Here is a 20,643-nt window from a genome sequence, read left to right as displayed (position 1 = left end):
GACCCGCACTCCTGGTGATTCTGGAGCTGCGGGTCTTTTTTATGCATTTATTCATTTTGATTCCACACCATGCTGAAAGAGATGTTCAGCTTGTCCCAAATCTACGCATGAAGAATGTCCTCCAGAATCTTTCTCTCTGCTTCCTCATCCAAGTTTTCGGCAACACCCAGCTCCTCAAAGGTAAAAGTTTCACTTGTGCGTGAATCGATGTATTTTGTATCAAAAGAAAAAGTGACAGTCTTGGCCATCGCTGCCCCCCTCTGCTGGATTTATTTGTATAATACCATAACTAAGCATAATTATATTAAAAAGAAAGCTGCCACACCCCGGCAGCCTCCCTTTCATCTTTCTTTTCAGCTTAATATCCCCATCCATAAGGATACCCCGCGTATATGGAGCGATGTCCGTGGCTTTGTTCTGCCGCTTCTGCGGCTGCTTTCGTTTGATGGATCGTGCCAAATGGATGGTTTGGAGGCGCATAAATCGAGTACAGCTTCAGCGATGTATTCCCAGTGTTCGTGAGATTATGCCATGTGCCTGCAGGAATGAATATGGCTGAATCATCATAGATATTCCTTCTGAAATCCAGATTATTCTTCTTCTTCCCCATCTGGACGACGCCCTGCCCCTTCTCCACACGGAGGAACTGGTCGAGGTTATTATGCCTCTCGAGTCCAATGTCCTCACCAGGCTTCAGGCTCATCAGAGTAAGCTGCAGGTGCTTCCCTGTCCACAAGGCTGTACGGAAAGCTTTGTTCTGTTTCGTCGCTTCATTGATATTGACGACAAACGGGTTGGGGCCATAATCCTTTAATGGCACCCGGTAATCCCCATGGGGCATGTGATAAAAGCTGCCGGCATAGTCCCCTTCCATCGGATAGCCCCCAAATACAGGCTGATGGCTGACAGCTGCCGGCATCATAAATGGATATGGATACATTCCGTAGTCATGCATTCGCTCTCATCCTTTCACTTCTATTCGGGATATCTTATGCTTCGGGCTGGGTGAATGCCATCCTCGTGCACATTCCGATCCTCCTATTTATTAATAAAAGCCCGGAATTGATGCGGAACTTGTCTATTTTTAACGAATAGCATTTCTTCCCTTTAAAGTATGTTAAGCTGAACGGAAGGCGTTATATGTCTATACTTAATGGGGTGCCAATTTGGAAAGAATGCAAGTGAAAGAAGTTACCGAGCTTCGAAGCCTTGCCAAGGGACATGTTTTATATTTTTTTGAGGATTATGACCGGTACCTGTCGAATGTAGAAGATTTTGTCATCACCGGATTAAAATTGAATGAATATGCCGTTATTATAGAAAATGACCGATGGATCCGAAAGATCAGAAATAAACTTTGTGAAAGCTTGGAAGAGCGTTATTTGCAGAAAGTAGCGTTTATAAACAACTTCGATTTTTATTATGCAAAGGGAGATTTTCGGGTTAATTCAATTTTTGATTTTCTTCCAAAGGTACTGGACAATTATTCAGAAGAGAATTCAGTGATCCGCAGCTGGGCACATGTAGAGTGGCGCAACGAAGAGGAAATTCAGGGCAAATTGCTGGCTTCCGAAGAAGCAGCAGATGGAATTGTATCAGACAACAAAATCTTATCGGTTTGTGCCTATGACTCAGATAGGGCAAGCCAGGAATTCAAAGCAGGGCTCCTCGCCAACCACAATTACCTGCTGCTTGACCAATAGAATGAATAAATGGCTTCAGGACAATTCCGGGAGCTTTTTTATTTTCACAAAAATTTTGCCATTAAATCCCCAGTTGAATTTCCCTCACATCTGCAATCCTCTCCAGCTTACAAAAACCGCCAGCGTAAATAAACGCTGCCGGGGAAAAATAATCCGCGTATATGCAAAAGGAGGATGAACATCAATGGATATGAAGCATCTGGCTCCCCATGAATCAATGGATTTACATGAGATTGTCAACTTCAAAACACTCTGCGTCGCAAAATCCAAGCTTATGCAGGGGCTTGTTTTTGATGAAGACTTAAAGGCCCTTATGCAGAAAGACCTGGAACAGTCCAAAAAAGACCTTAGCGAGCTTCAGGCCCTCTATGAACGCGTTCCTTTTAGTGCTCCTGTCCCGGAAAGCCGTCCAACGCCAATCATTAATTGAAAGGAGGCAACCTCAATTGAATCAAGATTATTTAGATCCTATCAATGCCTTAAATATGCCTGAACTGGCTGATATGACATTCGCGCTCGATTTTCTCATCCGCACAAAGGAAGCGGTAAGAAATATGGCCGTGGCTTTGACGGAAGCAGCTACGCCTGATGTACGGGTGCTGCTTAGGAAACAGCTTATGCAGGGAATTCAGATGCATCAGGAAATTTCCGAGCTCATGGTCAGCAAGAAATGGTTCCATCCCCATGACCTGAGCGAACAATACAAGCTGGACCAGCTCTCAGCCAAAAATACAATCATGATCGGCAGCATGAATCTTTTCCCTCATGATACAAACAGAAAAGGCATGTTTGACCGTACACCTGATGAGTCCCATTAATATTGGAGGTTTGCATACATGAAGGCAGTCACCTATCAAGGCATCAAAAATGTCGAAGTCAAAGAGGTTCCAGATCCCAGGATCGAAAAGCCGGATGATATGATCATCAAGGTCACAAGCACAGCGATCTGCGGTTCTGACCTCCATTTAATCCACGGATTTATCCCTAATATGCAGGAGGATTATGTAATCGGGCACGAACCGATGGGCATCGTCGAAGAGGTCGGCCCTGAAGTGACAAAGGTTAAAAAAGGAGATCGCGTCATCATTCCTTTCAATATTGCATGCGGGGAATGCATCTACTGTAAAAACCAGCTCGAAAGCCAGTGCGACAACACGAATGACAACGGCGATATGGGTGCTTATTTCGGCTACTCCGGCAATACAGGCGGCTACCCGGGAGGACAGGCAGAATATCTGCGGGTGCCTTTCGCCAATTTCACCCACTTTAAAATTCCGGAAAGCTGCGAAGAGCCGGATGAAAAATTGAGCGTCATTGCCGATGCTATGTCTACAGGCTTTTGGAGCGTCGACAATGCCGGAGTAAAAAATGGCGATACGGTGATCGTCCTCGGCTGCGGGCCGGTCGGCCTTTTTGCCCAGAAGTTTGCCTGGATGAAGGGAGCCAAACGGGTCATTGCCGTTGACTATGTGGATTACCGCCTCCAGCATGCCAAACGGACGAACAAGGTCGAAATCATCAATTTTGAACAGTATGAAAATGTAGGGAGCCATTTGAAGGAAATCACACATGGCGGAGCAGATGTTGTCATCGATGCAGTCGGCATGGACGGAAAGATGACTGATATGGAGTTTTTGGCAAGCGGCCTGAAGCTTCATGGCGGGGCCATGAGTGCCCTTGTCATTGCCGCCCAGGCAGTCCGAAAAGCCGGAACCATCCAGATCACAGGCGTGTACGGCGGCCGGTACAATGGATTCCCGCTAGGTGATATCATGCAGCGCAACGTCAATATCCGCTCCGGACAGGCCCCTATGATCCACCTGATGCCCTATATGTATGAACTAGTGGCCACAGGAAAAATTGACCCGGGAGATGTAGTGAGCCATGTCCTCCCCCTCAGCGAAGCCAAGCATGGTTATGAAATCTTTGATACGAAAATGGATAACTGCATTAAAGTCGTACTAAAACCTTAACTAAGGAGCTGGCAGAATGGATTATCTTTTACATGAAATCCTGGAAGTCCAGGAAATCGCAGCATTTAAAACACTTTGCCTGACAAAGTCGAAAACGATGAAAGCACTTGTCACTGATCCGCAGCTGAAACAAATCATGCAGAGAGACGTGGATGCCTCCACCATCCAGCTGCAGGAATTCAGTTCTGTTTTATCAAAAGTACAGCAATGAGGAGTTGACGCTATATGATTCAATTTATAGAAAAACTGACCGGCATGGACGCACTGACAGACCAGATGGTCGCAATGGACCTGCTGATTTCAGCAAAAAGCGGCGCAAGAAACCTGGCCATGGCTGTAACAGATGCAGGAACACCGGAAATCAAGGAAATGCTGACCCGCCATTTGGAGGCAACATTGGATCTGCATGAGGAAATCTCCACTTATATAATGAAAAAAGGCTGGTATCATGCCTGGAATACAGAAGAGCAAACGAAGCTGAACCTGCAGAATATGGAGACTGCTTTGAAATTGCCTACATTGTAAAAGACAAAAGATGGACTGCTTATATGCGGTCCATCTTTTTTCGAAAACTTATCGGCTCAAGCTTATCCAGCCGGCTTTTACCCTGATTGAACGACAGTGACACGGCCGATGCCAGGAAAAGCAAGACTGAGCAGCCTGCAATAACGACCAGCGGATGGAAGGATTCTGCTATTCCCCCAGCAAAAGGCGTGCCGCTGACAGCTGCCAGTCCGGACAAGAGAATTCCCCCTCCTGCTACACGGGCCAAAAAACCATCAGGGGTGATCGCCTGCCGGGCAGATCCATTCACTACGAAGGCCATTGACAAAGCTCCATCAAATAAAAACATGCCACAGGCGATGACGGCGAACTGGCCAGACAGCATAATCAGCAGAAGACCCAGCCCTGAAACGGCCATCAGCACCCCATATAAACTTTTCCATGAGAAGTGAACCGTTTTGTTCATCAGGAAGACACCGAGGAGATTTCCTGCCCCTGCCGCTGATAATACTGCGCCCGTCTGCCACTCGCTAAAGCCGAGCGTTTGGCTTGTATAAAAAATGACAGCAAGAACCACACAGGAGGAGGCAAAATTTAAAACAGCCTGATGAAAAGAAATGAAACGCTGATAGGAATTGATGAACAGGTATTTTATTTCTTTAACAGCCAGAACATTTTTGAAGCCCTCCCTCTCTTTTGCAGCAGCAGGCGTTTCTTTATAGGTCAATACAGCCAGCCCTGCTAATGAAATCAAATAGGTCACAGCATCAATGCCGAGCACTGCGGCAGCACCAAGAGCGGAAAGAGCAGCACCTGCCATCACTGGTCCTGCCAGTGTACTGACGGCATCAGCCCCTTCAATATAATTATGGGCCCTGATAAGCTGATCCCTCCCCACAATCGACGGCAGCATCGCTCCCAGCGATACCCTGTAAAAGAGCCCTGCCGCTCCCAATACGAGCAGGCAGATCGCCAAAATCCAAATGTTCAGCACATTAAAATAAAAGCACAGGACCAGTGCAGACATCGCCATGAAACTGAGGGCATCTGCCCCCATGGCAATTTTTTTCTTTGAATGGCGGTCAACCCAATAGCCCGCCTGCAGGGATAATGCCAGCGGCACCACCCTGGAGCAGACAGCAATCAATGCCGCCTTCCAGGGCGAGCCTGTCAGCTGCAGTACAACCAGAGGAACGGCAATCTCACTGAACCGATTGCCAAAAATCGTAGCCAGCTGCCCAATCCATAAAACAAGGAAATTTCTATTTTTGAAAAGCAAGATTATCAGTCCTTATGTTTGAGGAATAAATTAATGTGAACTTTTTAAGGCTAGTTCTCCTAATTAGTACCAATTCGACAAAACCTGCAGTTAGTCCTTTATATAGGTGAGGAGTTTTTGGGGGTGAGCAAAAAGAGGAATTAAGCTCTCCAGTCTTTTAAATGTTTACACCTATTTGTCAGCTGAAATTTCACTCAATAAAAAAAGCCGCCCGGGCCCACCAGTCATCCTGATGTTCCGGGCAGCCCTTCGGCTTATCGAGTATTAATACGGATCCGCTTCGTGTCCTTTGTCCACGGCTTCCCTTGTTGCCTCATTGGCAGATAATGAGCCTTGGCCGTATTTGGATTGTCCTGCTTCACGGCCAGGGACATTATTTTCTGCTGACATCTCTTTCAGCTCTTTTGTCCTCTTTTCGATGCCTTCCTTCACGCGGCGGCCGTAATCTTCATCGGCCTGTGTGAAGTGCTCGACCATGGCGTCCTGGATGCGCTTATTACAGGCAGCAAGCGCTTCGGACAGGTTCTTGATCAATTCGTCGCGCTCCCAATCCTCCAGGCTGCGGTAGGTGTGTCCTGCCTGGCCATAGTTGTTCGGGCGGTCGATCGGCGCGCTCATGGCTGCTGCATTATAGGTCGGCTGGTGCGGAACAGGGCTTGCTTCTCCCACTTCCTCAAAACCGCCGAGCATGGATGGCTCATAATTGATATGCGGATTGTCCCCGGATTCTTTCGGATCGCGGACATCCATCTGGCCGCGCTGCTGATTTGTGCGGACAGGCGCTTTCGGTGCATTTACCGGCACCTTCAGGTAGTTGGCGCCGACGCGGTAGCGCTGTGTGTCTGAGTATGAGAAAGTTCGTCCCTGAAGCATTTTGTCATCAGAGAAGTCCATTCCATCGACCAGTACCCCTGTTCCAAAGGCAGCCTGTTCAATCTCGGCATGGAAGTCAACCGGATTGCGGTCAAGGACCATGCGGCCAACCGGCAGCCATGGGAATTGGTCTTCCGGCCAAAGCTTCGTATCATCAAGCGGATCGAAGTCCAGCTCAGGGTGGTAGTCATCCTCCATGATCTGCACATACAGCTCCCATTCCGGATAGTCGCCGCGTTCAATCGCCTCATACAGATCCTGTGTAGCATGCCCTACATTCTTCGCCTGGATCATGTTCGCTTCTTCCTGGGTCAGGTTTCGGATGCCCTGCTTTGGCTCCCAATGGTACTTAACAAGCACCGCTTCACCTTTGTCATTGACCCATTTGTACGTGTTGACGCCAGAGCCCTGCATATGGCGGTAAGTCGCAGGGATGCCCCATGGAGAGAACAGGAATGTGATCATGTGTGTCGCTTCAGGTGTACGTGAAACAAAGTCAAACATCCGCTCAGGGTTAGGCACGTTGGAAGCAGGATCTGCTTTAAAGGCATGGATCATGTCAGGGAACTTCATCGCGTCACGGATAAAGAAAATCTTAAGGTTGTTCCCAACCAGATCCCAGTTTCCATCCTCAGTGTACATTTTAACCGCAAATCCGCGCGGATCACGGGCTGTTTCAGGCGAATCCTTCGCCCCTGCCACTGTGGAGAAGCGGACCATCAGCGGAGTCTTCTTCCCTGCACCGGAAAATACTTTCGCGCGGGTATATTTTTCGACTGGCTCATCGCCTACTTTTCCGTATGTCTCAAAATAGCCGAATGCTCCAGATCCGCGGGCATGGACGACGCGCTCAGGGACTTCCTCACGGTCAAAGTGAGAGATTTTTTCAATAAAGTGGTAATTCTCAAGTGTAGCAGGACCGCGGTTGCCGATCGTCCGTATATTCTGGTTATCTCTTACAGGATGGCCTTGGCGGGTCGTCAGCTTCTCGCGCTTCACATCGTCGCCGTTTTGCATATTCTTGTCTTTGTTCTGATCCAAACTGCATAACCTCCTCAAATTAATCACCTTTATCTTTTCTAGTTAAGGAAAATTTATACAGAGATAAAGGATGATCTTGTAAATTAATCTTCTTGCTATGTAGGTCTAAAGATGAAATTGACCGGGGAACTTAGAGGAAAAACCAGCTATTACAACCAATTTTTTACCCGCCTGGCTAACCTTTTAAACTGTCTATTATAAAAAAATAATTATAAATTGAGAAAGACTTTCCTCTTTCAAAAATGCTGCAAATTGAGTATGATAGTATAAAACCCTAAATTCATATACGAAAGGTCGTATTTATATATGGCAGAAACAGTACGTTCGATTCCCCGTCCCCTCGTTAGGACCAATCAATGGTTCATTGTCATCAGTGTAGCAGCGAGCTGGCTGACCGGGCAGGAGTGGATTCTGGCCATCCCGCTTATTGCTGGTCTGATGGGCCTCCTGTTCGGATTCAATCCCGTCATGCGGGCAGCCAGAACATTCTTGAAGAAAGCACCTTCCGCCTATATTCCAGAGGAATGGGACCAGCAGCAGTTCAATCAGGTAATTGCAGTTGTATGCCTTGCCGGGGGATTGCTGTCCTACGCATTGGGCTTCACAATCCTTGGACATATCTTTACGGTTATGGTTGCACTCGCTGCATTCGTTGCCATCCTTGGCTTCTGCATCGGATGCTTTATCCGCTTCCAGCTGATCAGACTTAGGGCTAAACGAAGAATGAGCCAGAAATAACAGAAAGAGGGAACCTCAAATTAGAGGTTCCCTCTTTCTTTTTCCTGCCTATTAAAAATTGATCAATCTCCCCTATTATACAAGCCCTCTCCTTTAAGATTTGTATTCATAGTATATAGAAGAAAGGGGGTGAAAAAATGGCACAAAAAACATTCAATAACCGCAGCGCAGCTGCTTTACAGATCACTCTGCTTGTCCGCCAAGGTGACAACCCGGCCAATTTTGATGGAGAAGTTACTTTTACGCTGGCGCCAGGACAAACAAGGACAATCATGTATGGAAATGCGCAAAATGTATTCCTCAATGGCATTGTGCTGAGCACAAACTTCAATGGGGATATCTATAGTAAAACACAGATCGTCACAAGAAGAGGAAGCCAGCTCGATAATCTATTGAACACTAATAGCATTATCGATATTATTCCTATCTCGACTGATTATGTAATCTTTGGACGCAATGCCTGATAGAAAGCCAGGATGCTTTAAACATTAGGTTAGATCAGCGCCCTCTTTCAATCCTTAGAAAGAGGGCTTTAATCTTTAGCAGCCGGACAAAAAAGAACAAGCCGCCTGCTAAGCAGCCTGAATTTCCCTCCCCCTATTCACTTCACCTTCGCCACCCCCAATGCATAATGGCCGTACAATATATTCTCAACCAGTTCACCTTCAGAATCCTCGCACTCAACGATGAGAATAACCTCGGAATGTACTCCTTTTAGCTGCCTTTTCTTTTTTTTGACAACAGTTTCTGTAAAAAGGCGGATGGAAAGGCCGATCAAAAACCCGGCAGCAGCTGTGATCAGCCCCCAATATATGGGTCCCCATGCCAATTTAAATCCGATGCTCGCTCCGACCACAGAGAAGGCAGTCGCAAGGGCTGCTCCTATATCAATGAGGGAAGTGTTGTCTGAACGATTTATGTCATCGAACAGCTGATGCTTCTCTTGCCGATTATCCAATGGGACGATATATATTTTTTCCCGCTTAATTCCCTTCTTCTCCAGAGTAGAGACTGCCATTTCTATAGTAGTGCTATGTTCAAATGTGGAAAACAGCTGCACCGTTATTTCACCTTCTGTCCTTTTAAAATCTGAAAAGAAGAAGACTGATAATTCTCCCTGAAATAAGTCCGCTGTTCTTTTTCAAATAATTTGTTGTTCTCTACAGTATTTATATAAGAATCGTATAACGAGAATCCGTATAAAGAGGGGAAAAATAACAGCCATTCCGGAACGATGACAGAAGTAGATTTCTTTATATCACCCATAAGCAAATAAGACAGGGCCTCAAGTCCACGAGAATAGTAAAAGAAGATCACCGTCCAGATAATGCCTAAAAATGCAGAGACAATCCGGTGGATGTACAGCTGCCCCAATCCTGGTACAAAAAAAGACCATACTACAGCCATAACAGGATTTCGCTTATCCAAATAATTGATTTCAAGGGCCCCCATACTGAAGGTGTTGAACCGGTGCTCCTCTCTTTCTGCAAGGATATAGATTTTATTTAAATCAACCGTTGTCCGGTAGCTGTCCCAGATGGCGAAGAAATAGACTGGAATATAGATCAGCAGCCACCTTGTATCCAAAACATCTTTAGCCTTATCTATATCTCCTTGAAAAGAATAAATCATAGCCAGATTTAATTTCGACTTAATATTAACAACCACTTCCCAGATAAACAGCACAAATCCCCGCAGATATTTTGATAAAAGAAGATGGCCAAACCCGGGAAAAGCGGCGCTCCACCATGCAATGATATAGGGATTCCTCAGATGGATCTGTGTGGTTCCCAAAATGCTCACATGCGCTCTGTACCTTCGGGCTGTATTGTCATTGGTATAGTTATTCATAGCCTTCCACCTTAGCAGTTTCTATTGTATTATCCTTCCTCTCATTCCTGTATTTATTCGAACCGGGAGTGTAAAAAAGGCGCCGATCCTTTAAGATCAGCGCCCTCTCAGATATTTCTATTTTCCCCTATCCGCCCTCACGAAACGAGAATCAATGCCTGGTTGTTAGATGTTATCTGTAAATGGTTCTGTGGTTACAATACTGGGTATGAGCTGTGATTGAGGAGTTGAACCTCAGGGCTACCCCGAACCCCGACCATTAAGTGCAGCTTGACCCTGCTGCAGGGTTTGGCATTCGCCTTCCCGCACGCTACCAACTTGCAGAACAAAAGCGCAAGCGCCTTGATCACCCCCGACAAGCACAAGACTAATCTCCCGGAAAGGCGTTCTTTGCCTTTTTGGGAGGTTTGGCTTGTGACCTCGAGGGGGTAGGCGCTGGAGCTGGACGTTGATCAAGAATTGATATTTATCCACAAGACTTACAATTTATAAATTCCTATACAATAGCCAAAATCAGCGTTCCATCAATTCTGTTTTCCAGTTCAATTCCTGAATCTTTACATCCAGGATCCTGTATTTTTGGGATAATTCATCCACAAACTTTTGCGTTTCTTTCACATCAATCATCGAAACATACTTGATTTCCGACCGGGAATAACGGTCATGCCGTATTGTTGCCTGCCCCAGCAGGTCGCTGTAAATCTTTCTTTCCTGACCGATGAGATCCCTGCTTGTCAGTGCGTCGGCCAGAGACTGCGCCTGGTCAAATACTGTATGTAGATTGGTGCGGTTGATGTTCTGAATAAGGCTTTTTAATTTTACCAGGAGCTCTGTCAATTCTTTCATTAACGTCTGCGGCTCCTCATTCGGAAGATCCCCCTCCTGGACTCTTGCATTCTGGCTCAGCCGGTTCCTTAATTGCTCGACCCTCTTCTGATAATCCGAACGCAGTATCAAGGCCTCTGCTAATTTCATAAATGACCCTCCCATTGTTTATACTATTATAGTTTCGATGCTAACCGGCAAATTCCTGCCGGGTCAAACAGTTTGCTGGCTTGTACTGCTTCCAGAGCCTTATGATGATCTTGCAGACAGCCGGATGAACATTCTTCAATGGGGTATACAGTAATTGTGGATATATCCTTATTCAGCGAAGGATTTCAACCATCTTATTGTGGATATCGCTCCATTACGGGCAAATCCCAGAAATCTTGCTGTGGATATCTTAATTATCAACAATCATAGTGGGGATATCGCCAGTTTTATGTGGATAGGGAAATCATCAATTGAAAGAGAAGAGGTGCCAGAATGAAACTTTCAGGAAATACAATACTTATCACAGGCGGTGGCGCAGGAATCGGATTGGCTTTTACTGAGCGCTTTATATCGGCCGGCAATACTGTCATTGTCTGCGGCCGGCGGGAAAGTGTCCTGCAGGAAGCCAAGGAGAAATTCCCCGGATTGATTACAAGAGTTTGTGATCTCGCTGTGGAATCAGAGCGATCGGCCCTGTTTGATTGGGTAGAGGAAAATCATCCTGACGCGAATGTACTGGTGAACAATGCCGGGATCCAGCAGCGCTTTAATGTGCTCACTGCAGATGCAAAGAAGGACTGGAGCTATTTTAACAATGAAATCACTACAAATATTGAGGCACCCTTCCACCTTTCCATGCTGTTTGCTCCATTCCTGGCAAAGAAAACGGAAGCGGCCATCATCAATGTGACCTCCGGACTGGCGTTTACACCGCTCGTCATAGCGCCAATCTATTCCGCTACGAAAGCAGCGTTCCATTCCTTTACAGTTAGCCTGCGCCACCAGCTTTCCGGAACATCAGTCGAAGTGATTGAAGTCGCCCCGCCTGCAGTGAACACTGACTTAGGCGGAGCCGGGCTCCATACCCAGGGCGAACCTTTGAATGAATTCGCAGATGGAATTTTTAAAGGACTGGCAGAAGGCAAAGAAGAGATTGGCTATGGCTCTTCTGTTGAGCGCCTTCGCATGTCCAGGGATGAACTCGATGCACATACAGCAAAGATGTATCAGGCCATGAAACACACGATCGAATAGGTTTTTTCTCGTTTCCCGCTTAATGCGCATCTAAATGGAGGGCTCAGTGCTGGGCCCTCTTTACTTTTCCTCTCAGATATCAGAAGCAGCCAATGACAAAGTAAGTTTCACTAATGCAAAAACCGCAGAAAAAAAACTGCTATTTTCTAGCAGTAATTGTTAACGCCCTGCGGAGTAAAAGAATATCCTGGTGAATGCTTTTCCTTACTTGGTCATCGCTGCATAGCATAAGTTCATCTCTTAAACGTCCAAGTTCTCTGCTGATTAGTAAGTGTTCCGCCTTACTAAGCATAGTGTAATCGCCCCTTTTTACATAGGAAGGACACTATGTCTGTTCAAGGTTAACACTATTTGTTTCCCTTTACAATAACAGGTATATCCCATGAAATTACAGCTGAGTTATTCATAGCTGAAAAGCAGCTCTTCCAGCTCTCTATCTGAAACTACTCGTATGCCATTCCTTTTCAGCAGAGCTGAGGTCACCCCATCCCCTGCCACCTTCCTCCCTGTGAATTCCCCGTTGTAAATGACGCTGCTGCCGCATGAAGGGCTGAACTCTTTCAGCACAACCGCACTCACCTGCAGCTCTTCAGCTTTTTTAAGGGCTGCATAGGCTCCATTTATGTATAACTCTGTTACATCCCTGCCTGATTTTTCTATGATCCTTGCTCTTCCGTCCAGGACATCCCCTCCATCGCCGCCTATGATTTCTGCCGGCTCCCGGGGCACCGGTAATCCCCCGAGCAGTTCGGGGCAGATGGATACGGCTTTCTTTTGATCAATCAATTGACAGATATTCTCCTGCAGGCAATGTGTGCCGTTGTATCTTACTTCCAGCCCCGCCAGGCACGAACTGACTAATAACAAAGCTACCAACTCCACGCAGATTATTTATTTTTAAAAAAGCAAGAATGAAGGATCAAAGCCATAATGACCTCTGGACTGCTGTCTTCAATTGACGGGCAGCCCTTATAAAGGTTCCTATTTATCTACCGGGTTTATAAGTCCATAGCACACGAGATTCTCATACCGGCCTTCCTTCCGCACATGGTCAACGAAGACCCCTTCTTCCTTCATGCCGAGCTTCTCCATGACCCGCCCTGAAGCCGGGTTGGATTGAAAGTAGCGGGCGAATACTTTATGGTACTTTTTTTCTTCAAAAGCAAACCTGATGACTGCCTCTGCCGCCTCGGTGGCATAGCCTTTCCCCCAATATTCCTCACCAATCCAATAGGCCAGCTCGCCATGGTGGAACATTTGATTGTTGGATAGGGCAATTGCACCATACAACTCACCGGTTTGCCTGTCGGTCACGGCCAGTTCATAGGATCTCTCACTTTTGAAGTTATCAAGATGTTTCTCCATCCAGGTAAGGGCATCTTTAAGCTCATAGGGATAGGGCAGGTACAGAGTGCTTTTATATAGATTATAGTTGTCGCAGAGCCTGGCAACTGTTTCTGCATCGGATACCTGGAACAATCTAAGCAGCAGCCGGTTTGTGAATATGATGTTGTTTGACTGGTCATAAATCATCGGAAACTCCTCCTTTTTATATACATTCTATAATGAAGGAGTTCTTCCTCTTTCAGAAAAAAGAAAAGCCGCCATTTCCGGCGGCAGATTTCTTCTGTTAATGTGATGCCAGGTTCTGCCTCTCCGCTGCTTCCGGCGGCTTTTCCATCCAGCTGTTCTCCATCATGATGTTAGATGCCTCTGTGACAAACTGGGTAATATTCATGAGCGACCTTGAGTATAAGAGTCCAATATCATGCCTGCCATTCACTGCCAGTGAATTACCGAATGCCCTGATTTTCATGGAGAACATATCCATCTTATGAAACAGCATGAGCTTATCCGAGAAAGGAGCGAAGGTGGAATCTGTCACCAGATCATCCAGAAACGTTGGGGAAGGCAGATTTTCATCATGCAGCTTTTGCATATAACGCTCAAGGTTGGTGTGGGTCATACTGGCCCCTTTTTGAAACAGCTGCCGGATCTTCTCACTTTTGGCTGTCTGGGCAAATGACATAATCAAGGCCTTGCTAGTTACATTATTTTCAATGTTGTCATAAAGATGTGTGATCTCCAGCGCGTGCAGCGGCCTGACACGTCCCAGGAAACCATTTAAAAAATCTTTTTGGGCATAATCCACCTTTTCGGGGATAGGAATGAAAGGCGGTTTCATAATCAATCCTTTATTCATAAGAATGTCTTTGATCTGATCCATCAGCAGCATCGATTCTTGCAGACAATATTGAAAAAATTCTACAATATCCTTTCGGAAGACTAGGGGATATCCTACGTTATAGATGCTCATACCTGCTTTTGCCGCATATTTTAAATAATGGACATAATAGTCGTCATGATACAATCGGGGTGCACCAATATTGACATCATTTTCATTAAAGCCATCTGGAATTGGGAAGTTTTCTTCTTTTAACAGCCGCTCTGCCGTTTTCATGATTTCTCCGCATAATTTCGAAGCATTTTCCAATAAAGCTTTAATATCAGGATCATCTACATGTTTAAGATAGTAAGCCAGGATGCACTTTGACATACTGTTTCCCATATAGGTAGCCCAGAGCTTTCCCATCTCTGCTGACGTTAAGGGATCTTTCGGGCTCGTCTTATTTGTTCCAACTTTAATCGGCTTGATCGTATCCATGATCAATCTCCTTCATACACTTTATTGTGTTAGTATCCTCCTCACGCCGGAAACGTATTCTTTGTATATATACACAGAAAAAGCCTGCTTCGAATAATTTCAAAGCAGGCTTTAATCATTAATCGGCTTTACATTTCTAAATCAGTGAAGGCGTATGGCAATAGCTCCTTCAAAGGCAATTCCAATATATCTTTTTTCTCATTCGTTAAGTAAACCGGCATGTCCGGTGAGCAGAATTCTGCCAGCACCTGCCTGCAGATGCTGCAAGGCGGAAGGAAGTCAGCTGTGTTCCCGGAAACCGCAATTGCCTGGAAATCCCCTTTTTTATAGCCATTTGCGATAGCAGTGAAAATAGCTGTTCTTTCAGCGCAGTTCGTAGCTCCAAGAGAAACATTCTCTACGTTCACTCCGTTGATAACGGTTCCATCTTTCAGCAGCAAAGCTGCTCCTACTGGAAAATTGGAATACGGTGCATACGCAGCCTGTTTTACAGCGCGTGCACTTTCCATTAATTTTTCTTTATCCATCACAATCCATCCCCTCACATCAGAATGAACCTTTCACAGTCCCCTTGCGCCAATTTTTTAGTTGGCAGGACTTCTTATATTATATTTTCGGGAATAATTTGTCAATACCGAATATTGATTAAAAAGCATTTTTACTCCTGATTCCAATCTTTTCTCAGTAGGGAGTAAGTATAATGATCATAATATTGTCCCCTGAACAGATGTTTGTCCCGGTAAATGCCCTCATTTATAAATCCAAGGCTTTCGAGCAGCTTTCCTTAAGCTGTATTCTTCAGAGCCACATAAGCATGGATCCGATTCAGCTCCATTTGGCTAAACCCATAATTAATTCCAGCCTTCATGCCTTCTTCATATAACCGCAGCCCCAATATTCATGCCAAAGATCATACCCTATTTCCGCAATATGATTTGTCCGGTCCCAGCAGTAAATCCGCAGGTGCCGATCGTTTGCCATATTCTTTTTTGACCAGTATCCAGCGGTTCATTATTTTAACTCCTCTTCCATTAAACACTGATTACTTTGTATTCCACAAAAAGGGAGCTATTCCTTCCTTAAAGAATAACTGCCGTGAATATGAATACACCCCATTCATCCATGGGATAGTAAACATAGAAGAATCCTGTTGCGGAAAGGGAAGCCCTATGTATAAATTTGAAAAAAACACATTAAGATTTTTGCTCATTTTTGGACTGATTTCTTTTGTCAACTTGATGAGGAAGCCGCCGGTGAAAGACTGGATGCTGATTTTTCTTTTCAAAGGTTACGTTTCTTCGATCATCGATAAGCTGCTTGTCAGGAAAGGCTATATCACTTATCCTGTTAAGCTTGTGAAGTGGTTTGACGTCAGCTTCATTTTCGATTACCTGCTCTATCCGATTGCCTGTGTCTATTTTAACCAGGTCACAAAATCATCCGGCCTATTGGGCATTCTGATTAAGTCAGTTTGCTTTAGCGGTCCGATGGCTATAGTGGAATATTTTTTCGAAAAGAGAACAAAACTGATTGAATTTAAAAAAGGATGGCATACTCTGACCAGTTTTTATTCACTTACCCTTACATTTTTGATTTCCAGGACTTTTATAGCGATTATCCGAAAAGCCAATAATGCGCCAGTTCCCGACAATGAATAGGAGCTGGTGCTGTATTTTTGTTAATGATACAAAGAAGGTATAGAATGCGCCTGTTCATTTTTCAGTGAGATATGCAATTTATTCTCAGGGCTGATGGAAGCAAAGAATATTTCCTGCACCCCGGAGATTCCCAGCCGGGAAAGCTCAGAGTCAAGCCAGGATTGATCTAAGCCATACCGTTCCAGTACCTCCCGGTATACCGTTCCTTCAACAATGACGGGAAAGGCAATTTGCGACGAGTTTCCGGAGATATTCAGGTCTCCCTTTGTGGCAGGCAATTGGGAAGGTTTCAATTGCACACTTAACATTCCATTCCCCTCAAGGACTCCTATTTCCACATATTGAACGTCAAAGACCTGCTTATCCCTGAGCATTTGCAGGATGTTATCAATGCTGTAATGGTATTTTTTCAGATTGGCACTAAGGAATTTGCCTTTGTGTATCACAATGACCGGTTCAAAGGTAATAAGTTTTCCAAACTTCCGTTTCGATATTTTCATTCTGCCTATCAGCCGCTGCAGAAGGCCGATGGCAATGATGGCAAAGCCTGTTTCCAGATGCCTGATGGAGGGATCTGCTATATCCGCCCCGGCCACCGCCCCCAGTGTAATGATGACCAGATAATCAAATACAGGGAGCTCACCAATCGAACGTCTTCCCATAAAGAGAGTAATAAAGAGCAATAAAGGCAGAATGGTGATAATTCTTCCGAAAATGAGAAAGCTGTTATGCAGCAGATCTTCCATAGTCTTTCCTCCCGGCAGATAATGACCTTAGTTTACCGGAAGAGAGCTGGAATTATACGGAAAACTAAAAGGGCCGCCTGGCCACATTTTAGTTTTCGTAGAGAAATACTGTGAATGGCATAGCATTTAGCTCCCCACATAACACCTGGACAATGAGTATTGGCATCGTTAGGGTGCTGTGTGATTTTTAATCTGCTCCTTGTAGCTGAAGAGTGGGTTGCCAGTGATAGAAAAATAAGGGGAGATTTTACTGTTAAATGCAAATCAGAAGTGATTTTTGGGAAAATAAGAGGAGTATTTCCCTTTATGCAAAGAAAAAGTATCTTTTTTCATGTTTTCGAGTCAAATAAGGGAAATTTCTCCCTCTATTCAAGCTGTTTTCAGTACTATTTGAAGAATAAGGGGAATTTCTCCGTCTATAAATCTCCATTAGCAGGGAATCTAGTTTCATTGTTTAAGAATGTTAAAGTTAATGGGAAATCGTCTGTTCAACTATTCAGCGAAGATCATTCTAAAGTAAAAAGCCTGGGATATCCCAAGCTTTTTTGGTTAGTTAATTACCTTACCGTCCACATATGCTATGAAAACGTATGTTGATTTTCCCCCCACATTATCTGAACTACTTATAGGCAGAGGCAGTCCTTTTTCACTTTATAGTCCAAACAGTCCCGGCAGCACCATGCTGACCTGCGGAATATAAGTAACGAGCAGCAGCACAACGATGATGGCAGCATAGAATGGAAGCAGCGGCTTCACGAGCTGCTCAATCCTCACCTTGCCGACGCTGGATCCGACGAACAGGGCGCTTCCCACCGGCGGTGTGATGCTTCCGATGCAAAGATTGAGGCACATCATGATGCCGAAGTGCACTGGGTCCATCCCGATATTTGTGGCAATCGGCAGGAATATCGGCGTGAATATCAAGACCGCAGGGGTGATATCCATAAAAGTCCCAATAATCAGCAGGATGACGTTCATCAGCAGCAGGATCAGGATCGGATTGTCGGTCAGGCTGAGGATTCCGCTGCTGATGGCCTCAGGAATGCCCGTAAACGCCATGACAAGGGAAAGGATGGTCGATGCGGCGATCAGAAGCATGATGATGGCCGTCATCTCCACCGTTTCCATCAGCATTTTTGGTATATCTTTAACTTTAAAAGTCCGATAGAACATCGATAGGATGAGAGAATATGCAACTGCAATGGCAGCACCCTCTGTTGCCGTGAATACCCCCGCAATGATTCCCCCGATAACAATGACCACGAGCAGCAGGCTCGGAATCGCATCGAGGAATACTTTCATCACCTGGCTGAACGTAATCTTCGGTGCGATGGGATAATTCTTTTTCTTCGCAATCACATATGCTACTGCCATGGTTGCGAGGCCCCAAAGGATGCCGGGAATATAGCCGGCAATGAAGAGCGCGGCAATCGACGTCCCGCCGCTGACAAGGGAATAGACAATCAGCAGGCCGCTCGGCGGAATCAGAAGCCCTGTCGGAGCCGATGCGATATTAACAGCCGCAGAATATGCCGGGCTATAGCCTTCTTTCTTTTGGAGCGGAGACATAACGCCGCCGATGGCTGCTGCAGCGGCAACAGAGGAGCCGGAAATCGAACCGAACAGCATATTGCCGACTACATTCGTATGGGCAAGCGACCCGGGCATCCTCCCGGAAAGGACCTTCGCAAAGTTGATCAGGCGGATCGCAATTCCGCCATTATTCATGATAACCCCTGACAGGATGAAGAACGGGATGGCGAGCAGGGAAAAGCTGTCGAGACCCGCCACCATCTTCTGCGCCGCTGTGAAAACGGCGATATCAAAAGGAAACAGAACAAGCATGGTGACAAGAGAGGCACCGGCGATGCTGATGGCAATGGGCACGCCCAAAAATAAGAGAAGAAAGAATACAAAAAGCAATAGGAGTCCTGCTGTGATTGTCATCCCAGCCCCTCCTTTCTATCCTTATCAATATGTATTGGCTCTGGAGTCTCTACTTCTTCTGAATATAAGTCCGCTTTTCTGTTTGCCGAGATTTCCCTGATCGAAATCATAGAATAAGCAGCAATCAGGACGCCGCTCACCGGCAATGACAGATAAATATAGGCCATCGGAAGGCCGAGTGCGGCAGAATACTGCTCCATGGAAATCCCAACTGTTTTAGACCCGCCGACAATCATGACAAAAACAGCAAATGCCAGCACAATCAACTCAATCAGGATAGCTGCGGCAAGTCTCTTCCTGTTTTCCAGCTTTTCTACGATGAACTCGATTGCGATATGCTTCTTCTTCCCAAAAGCATAGGCTCCGCCCAGCATGGAAACCCATATCAGCGAATACCGGAGAAACTCCTCCGAAATCGTACTTGGCGAATCCAGTGCATATCTTGTGAACACTTGCCAGATTGCCATCAGGACCATCACACCCAGGAGGGTGCAGGTCACAAAGGCAATGCTCAGATCGATCCATTTTTTCATAGTCTGCATGATTGCTCCCCCTTTTAGCTGCCTTCAGCCATATCCCGGATTTCTTTATAGTATTTTCCGGTCGATTTCTTTTCTGCAAACTCTTTATGAAGCGGCTGGACGGCTTCCATGAAAGGCTCTTTATCCGGCCTGCTGAACGTGACATTCATATCTTTGGCGTCTTTTATCGCTTTCTCTGTCGCTTTCCGCCAAACCTCTTTATGGTAAAAAGAAGACTCTTCCGCCGCTTCTGCTATAGCTTTCTTCTGATCGGCAGTCATTTGCTTCCATTTGCTTTCATTGACAATCAGGATATCCGGAATGATGGCATGCTCGCTGTAGCTGTACTGCTTTGCCACCTCTCCGTGATTATTATCCGTCAGTGCTGTCTCATTATTTTCCGAGCCATCAATGACACCCTGCTGCATTGCCGTATAGACTTCACCGAAGGACATCGGCGTCGGCGATCCTCCCATCAGCTCAAGCATCTTCAGGTTCGTCGGGCTCGGCTGGACGCGTATTTTCAGCCCCTTCAGATCATCCGGGTGCATAATCGGCTTGTTTTTCGTGTAAAAATTCCTTGTGCCTGATTCATAGAACGTCAGTCCCCTCAGACCTATATCAGTTGTAGTCTTATAGATCTCTTTTGCGGTGCTGCTGTTCATCGCTTTATAGAAATGGTCTTTATCGTCGAATAAATAAGGAAGGCTGAACAATGAATAGACTTCTGAAAAATTCTCAAGCGAGCCGGCGCTCACCTTGGCAAAGTCAATCGCACCGGTCTGCGTCAGCTCAAGTGCCTCGCGCTCCCCGCCAAGCTGTCCGCTCGGATAAATTTTGACCTTCATACTGCCATCTGTCTTTTCCTCTACCAATCTTGCAAACTCTGTCAGCGAAGTATGTATCGGATGCGTTGTACCCTGATTATGGGCAAGCCTCAATGTGACTGTCCCTTCCTCCTCGGCAGCCTGGGCTGTACAGCCGGCCAGGATTGCTGCCAAAAGCAGAAGGATAATGCCAAACACCTTAAAATTCTTCATAAATCCCCCTCCAGGTTATGTATGCAATGTTGTA

The 20,643-nt window shown here is 45.8% G+C and carries 25 protein-coding genes; 10 read left to right on the top strand and 15 right to left on the bottom strand.

The annotated features are described in order from the left end of the window. Positions 1–101: 101 nt before the first annotated feature. The gene (locus Q9R36_RS12760; RefSeq protein ID WP_311225243.1) at positions 102–248 is read right to left on the bottom strand and encodes a hypothetical protein; all 147 of its coding nucleotides are present in this window, start codon (positions 246–248) and stop codon (positions 102–104) included. A 110-nt stretch (positions 249–358) separates the two neighbouring features. After that, a complete protein-coding gene (locus Q9R36_RS12755; protein WP_257992811.1) occupies positions 359–955 on the bottom strand; it encodes a cupin domain-containing protein in 597 nt (198 codons plus the stop codon). Between the two features lie 220 nt (positions 956–1,175). On the opposite strand from Q9R36_RS12755, the gene Q9R36_RS12750 reads away from it, so the two are divergent. From Q9R36_RS12750 to Q9R36_RS12725, 6 genes are all read left to right on the top strand, one after another. Beyond that, a complete protein-coding gene (locus Q9R36_RS12750; RefSeq protein WP_311225399.1) occupies positions 1,176–1,703 on the top strand; it encodes an MEDS domain-containing protein in 528 nt (175 codons plus the stop codon). Positions 1,704–1,887: 184 nt separating this feature from the next. Further along, positions 1,888–2,133 carry a spore gernimation protein GerQ gene (locus Q9R36_RS12745; protein ID WP_129613181.1) on the top strand — a complete coding sequence of 82 codons (246 nt, stop codon included), beginning with the start codon at positions 1,888–1,890 and terminating at the stop codon, positions 2,131–2,133. Between the two features lie 16 nt (positions 2,134–2,149). Continuing rightward, entirely contained in the window at positions 2,150–2,521 is a 372-nt protein-coding gene (locus Q9R36_RS12740) for a spore coat protein (protein WP_257992812.1), read from the top strand. An 18-nt stretch (positions 2,522–2,539) separates the two neighbouring features. Beyond that, positions 2,540–3,676: a zinc-dependent alcohol dehydrogenase gene (locus Q9R36_RS12735; RefSeq protein WP_311225242.1), complete on the top strand. Its 1,137-nt coding sequence runs from the start codon at positions 2,540–2,542 to the stop codon at positions 3,674–3,676. 16 nt (positions 3,677–3,692) lie between these two features. After that, positions 3,693–3,887: a hypothetical protein gene (locus Q9R36_RS12730; protein ID WP_224901708.1), complete on the top strand. Its 195-nt coding sequence runs from the start codon at positions 3,693–3,695 to the stop codon at positions 3,885–3,887. Between the two features lie 14 nt (positions 3,888–3,901). Then, positions 3,902–4,201: a spore coat protein gene (locus Q9R36_RS12725; protein ID WP_311225241.1), complete on the top strand. Its 300-nt coding sequence runs from the start codon at positions 3,902–3,904 to the stop codon at positions 4,199–4,201. Between the two features lie 19 nt (positions 4,202–4,220). On the opposite strand, the gene Q9R36_RS12720 is transcribed toward Q9R36_RS12725, so the two are convergent. Then, a complete protein-coding gene (locus Q9R36_RS12720) occupies positions 4,221–5,459 on the bottom strand; it encodes an MFS transporter (RefSeq protein WP_311225240.1) in 1,239 nt (412 codons plus the stop codon). A 264-nt stretch (positions 5,460–5,723) separates the two neighbouring features. After that, positions 5,724–7,349, bottom strand: a complete 1,626-nt coding sequence (locus tag Q9R36_RS12715; protein WP_311225398.1) for a catalase — start codon at positions 7,347–7,349, stop codon at positions 5,724–5,726. Between the two features lie 330 nt (positions 7,350–7,679). Here Q9R36_RS12715 and Q9R36_RS12710 point away from each other — a divergent pair, with 330 nt between their 5' ends. Beyond that, positions 7,680–8,111 (top strand): DUF4395 domain-containing protein, encoded by a 432-nt coding sequence (locus tag Q9R36_RS12710; RefSeq protein WP_257992816.1) that lies wholly within the window; start codon positions 7,680–7,682, stop codon positions 8,109–8,111. A 137-nt stretch (positions 8,112–8,248) separates the two neighbouring features. Continuing rightward, entirely contained in the window at positions 8,249–8,575 is a 327-nt protein-coding gene (locus Q9R36_RS12705) for a hypothetical protein (RefSeq protein WP_311225239.1), read from the top strand. Positions 8,576–8,712: 137 nt separating this feature from the next. Here Q9R36_RS12705 and Q9R36_RS12700 read toward each other — a convergent pair whose 3' ends face one another. The 3 genes from Q9R36_RS12700 to Q9R36_RS12690 all read right to left on the bottom strand — a co-directional run bounded on the left by Q9R36_RS12700 (position 8,713) and on the right by Q9R36_RS12690 (position 10,937). Continuing rightward, entirely contained in the window at positions 8,713–9,171 is a 459-nt protein-coding gene (locus Q9R36_RS12700) for a hypothetical protein (protein ID WP_311225238.1), read from the bottom strand. Between the two features lie 2 nt (positions 9,172–9,173). Next, a complete protein-coding gene (locus Q9R36_RS12695; protein WP_311225237.1) occupies positions 9,174–9,962 on the bottom strand; it encodes a hypothetical protein in 789 nt (262 codons plus the stop codon). 513 nt (positions 9,963–10,475) lie between these two features. Continuing rightward, on the bottom strand, positions 10,476–10,937 hold the full coding sequence (locus Q9R36_RS12690; RefSeq protein WP_311225236.1) for a DIP1984 family protein: 462 nt from the start codon (positions 10,935–10,937) through the stop codon (positions 10,476–10,478). 333 nt (positions 10,938–11,270) lie between these two features. Between Q9R36_RS12690 and Q9R36_RS12685 the strand changes: the two genes are divergently transcribed. Further along, positions 11,271–12,032 carry an SDR family oxidoreductase gene (locus Q9R36_RS12685; RefSeq protein ID WP_311225235.1) on the top strand — a complete coding sequence of 254 codons (762 nt, stop codon included), beginning with the start codon at positions 11,271–11,273 and terminating at the stop codon, positions 12,030–12,032. A gap of 399 nt (positions 12,033–12,431) precedes the next feature. On the opposite strand, the gene Q9R36_RS12680 is transcribed toward Q9R36_RS12685, so the two are convergent. The 4 genes from Q9R36_RS12680 to Q9R36_RS12665 all read right to left on the bottom strand — a co-directional run bounded on the left by Q9R36_RS12680 (position 12,432) and on the right by Q9R36_RS12665 (position 15,224). Beyond that, positions 12,432–12,899, bottom strand: a complete 468-nt coding sequence (locus tag Q9R36_RS12680) for a 2-thiouracil desulfurase family protein (RefSeq protein ID WP_311225234.1) — start codon at positions 12,897–12,899, stop codon at positions 12,432–12,434. A gap of 114 nt (positions 12,900–13,013) precedes the next feature. After that, positions 13,014–13,565 carry a GNAT family N-acetyltransferase gene (locus tag Q9R36_RS12675; protein ID WP_311225233.1) on the bottom strand — a complete coding sequence of 184 codons (552 nt, stop codon included), beginning with the start codon at positions 13,563–13,565 and terminating at the stop codon, positions 13,014–13,016. A gap of 97 nt (positions 13,566–13,662) precedes the next feature. Next, on the bottom strand, positions 13,663–14,697 hold the full coding sequence (locus Q9R36_RS12670) for a DUF3231 family protein (protein WP_311225232.1): 1,035 nt from the start codon (positions 14,695–14,697) through the stop codon (positions 13,663–13,665). A gap of 128 nt (positions 14,698–14,825) precedes the next feature. Continuing rightward, positions 14,826–15,224, bottom strand: coding sequence for a cytidine deaminase (locus tag Q9R36_RS12665; RefSeq protein ID WP_253618848.1), 399 nt, complete (start codon positions 15,222–15,224; stop codon positions 14,826–14,828). A 642-nt stretch (positions 15,225–15,866) separates the two neighbouring features. Here Q9R36_RS12665 and Q9R36_RS12660 point away from each other — a divergent pair. Further along, on the top strand, positions 15,867–16,355 hold the full coding sequence (locus Q9R36_RS12660; RefSeq protein ID WP_311225231.1) for a CBO0543 family protein: 489 nt from the start codon (positions 15,867–15,869) through the stop codon (positions 16,353–16,355). A 20-nt stretch (positions 16,356–16,375) separates the two neighbouring features. Here Q9R36_RS12660 and Q9R36_RS12655 read toward each other — a convergent pair whose 3' ends face one another. The 4 genes from Q9R36_RS12655 to Q9R36_RS12640 form a co-directional block, all read right to left on the bottom strand. Then, positions 16,376–17,101, bottom strand: a complete 726-nt coding sequence (locus Q9R36_RS12655) for a DUF421 domain-containing protein (protein ID WP_311225230.1) — start codon at positions 17,099–17,101, stop codon at positions 16,376–16,378. A gap of 651 nt (positions 17,102–17,752) precedes the next feature. After that, complete coding sequence (locus Q9R36_RS12650; RefSeq protein ID WP_311225229.1) at positions 17,753–19,048, bottom strand: TRAP transporter large permease; 1,296 nt, start codon at positions 19,046–19,048, stop codon at positions 17,753–17,755. Further along, positions 19,045–19,590, bottom strand: coding sequence for a TRAP transporter small permease (locus Q9R36_RS12645; protein WP_311225228.1), 546 nt, complete (start codon positions 19,588–19,590; stop codon positions 19,045–19,047). The genes Q9R36_RS12650 and Q9R36_RS12645 overlap by 4 nt, the downstream gene beginning before the upstream one ends. 14 nt (positions 19,591–19,604) lie before the next feature. Continuing rightward, positions 19,605–20,609, bottom strand: coding sequence for a TRAP transporter substrate-binding protein (locus Q9R36_RS12640; protein ID WP_257992829.1), 1,005 nt, complete (start codon positions 20,607–20,609; stop codon positions 19,605–19,607). Positions 20,610–20,643: the final 34 nt, after the last annotated feature.

Origin of the sequence: Bacillus sp. AG4(2022) (assembly GCF_031844465.1) — a bacterium.
Lineage (GTDB): Bacteria > Bacillota > Bacilli > Bacillales > Cytobacillaceae > Bacillus_AB > Bacillus_AB infantis.
The sequence above is the reverse complement of the archived record's forward strand: the minus strand, read 5'-3'. Positions and strand labels throughout refer to the sequence as shown.

Excerpts from the sequence above, each read along its gene's own strand:
- Q9R36_RS12760 (WP_311225243.1), bottom strand. The coding sequence starts at position 248 with ATGGCCAAGACTGTCACTTTTTCTTTTGATACAAAATACATCGATTCA.
- Q9R36_RS12755 (WP_257992811.1), bottom strand. The coding sequence starts at position 955 with ATGCATGACTACGGAATGTATCCATATCCATTTATGATGCCGGCAGCT.
- Q9R36_RS12750 (WP_311225399.1), top strand. The coding sequence starts at position 1,176 with ATGCAAGTGAAAGAAGTTACCGAGCTTCGAAGCCTTGCCAAGGGACAT.
- Q9R36_RS12745 (WP_129613181.1), top strand. The coding sequence starts at position 1,888 with ATGGATATGAAGCATCTGGCTCCCCATGAATCAATGGATTTACATGAG.
- Q9R36_RS12735 (WP_311225242.1), top strand. The coding sequence starts at position 2,540 with ATGAAGGCAGTCACCTATCAAGGCATCAAAAATGTCGAAGTCAAAGAG.
- Q9R36_RS12730 (WP_224901708.1), top strand. The coding sequence starts at position 3,693 with ATGGATTATCTTTTACATGAAATCCTGGAAGTCCAGGAAATCGCAGCA.
- Q9R36_RS12725 (WP_311225241.1), top strand. The coding sequence starts at position 3,902 with ATGATTCAATTTATAGAAAAACTGACCGGCATGGACGCACTGACAGAC.
- Q9R36_RS12715 (WP_311225398.1), bottom strand. The coding sequence starts at position 7,349 with ATGCAAAACGGCGACGATGTGAAGCGCGAGAAGCTGACGACCCGCCAA.
- Q9R36_RS12710 (WP_257992816.1), top strand. The coding sequence starts at position 7,680 with ATGGCAGAAACAGTACGTTCGATTCCCCGTCCCCTCGTTAGGACCAAT.
- Q9R36_RS12705 (WP_311225239.1), top strand. The coding sequence starts at position 8,249 with ATGGCACAAAAAACATTCAATAACCGCAGCGCAGCTGCTTTACAGATC.
- Q9R36_RS12695 (WP_311225237.1), bottom strand. The coding sequence starts at position 9,962 with ATGAATAACTATACCAATGACAATACAGCCCGAAGGTACAGAGCGCAT.
- Q9R36_RS12690 (WP_311225236.1), bottom strand. The coding sequence starts at position 10,937 with ATGAAATTAGCAGAGGCCTTGATACTGCGTTCGGATTATCAGAAGAGG.
- Q9R36_RS12685 (WP_311225235.1), top strand. The coding sequence starts at position 11,271 with ATGAAACTTTCAGGAAATACAATACTTATCACAGGCGGTGGCGCAGGA.
- Q9R36_RS12675 (WP_311225233.1), bottom strand. The coding sequence starts at position 13,565 with ATGATTTATGACCAGTCAAACAACATCATATTCACAAACCGGCTGCTG.
- Q9R36_RS12670 (WP_311225232.1), bottom strand. The coding sequence starts at position 14,697 with ATGGATACGATCAAGCCGATTAAAGTTGGAACAAATAAGACGAGCCCG.
- Q9R36_RS12665 (WP_253618848.1), bottom strand. The coding sequence starts at position 15,224 with ATGGATAAAGAAAAATTAATGGAAAGTGCACGCGCTGTAAAACAGGCT.
- Q9R36_RS12660 (WP_311225231.1), top strand. The coding sequence starts at position 15,867 with ATGTATAAATTTGAAAAAAACACATTAAGATTTTTGCTCATTTTTGGA.
- Q9R36_RS12655 (WP_311225230.1), bottom strand. The coding sequence starts at position 17,101 with ATGGAAGATCTGCTGCATAACAGCTTTCTCATTTTCGGAAGAATTATC.
- Q9R36_RS12650 (WP_311225229.1), bottom strand. The coding sequence starts at position 19,048 with ATGACAATCACAGCAGGACTCCTATTGCTTTTTGTATTCTTTCTTCTC.
- Q9R36_RS12645 (WP_311225228.1), bottom strand. The coding sequence starts at position 19,590 with ATGCAGACTATGAAAAAATGGATCGATCTGAGCATTGCCTTTGTGACC.
- Q9R36_RS12640 (WP_257992829.1), bottom strand. The coding sequence starts at position 20,609 with ATGAAGAATTTTAAGGTGTTTGGCATTATCCTTCTGCTTTTGGCAGCA.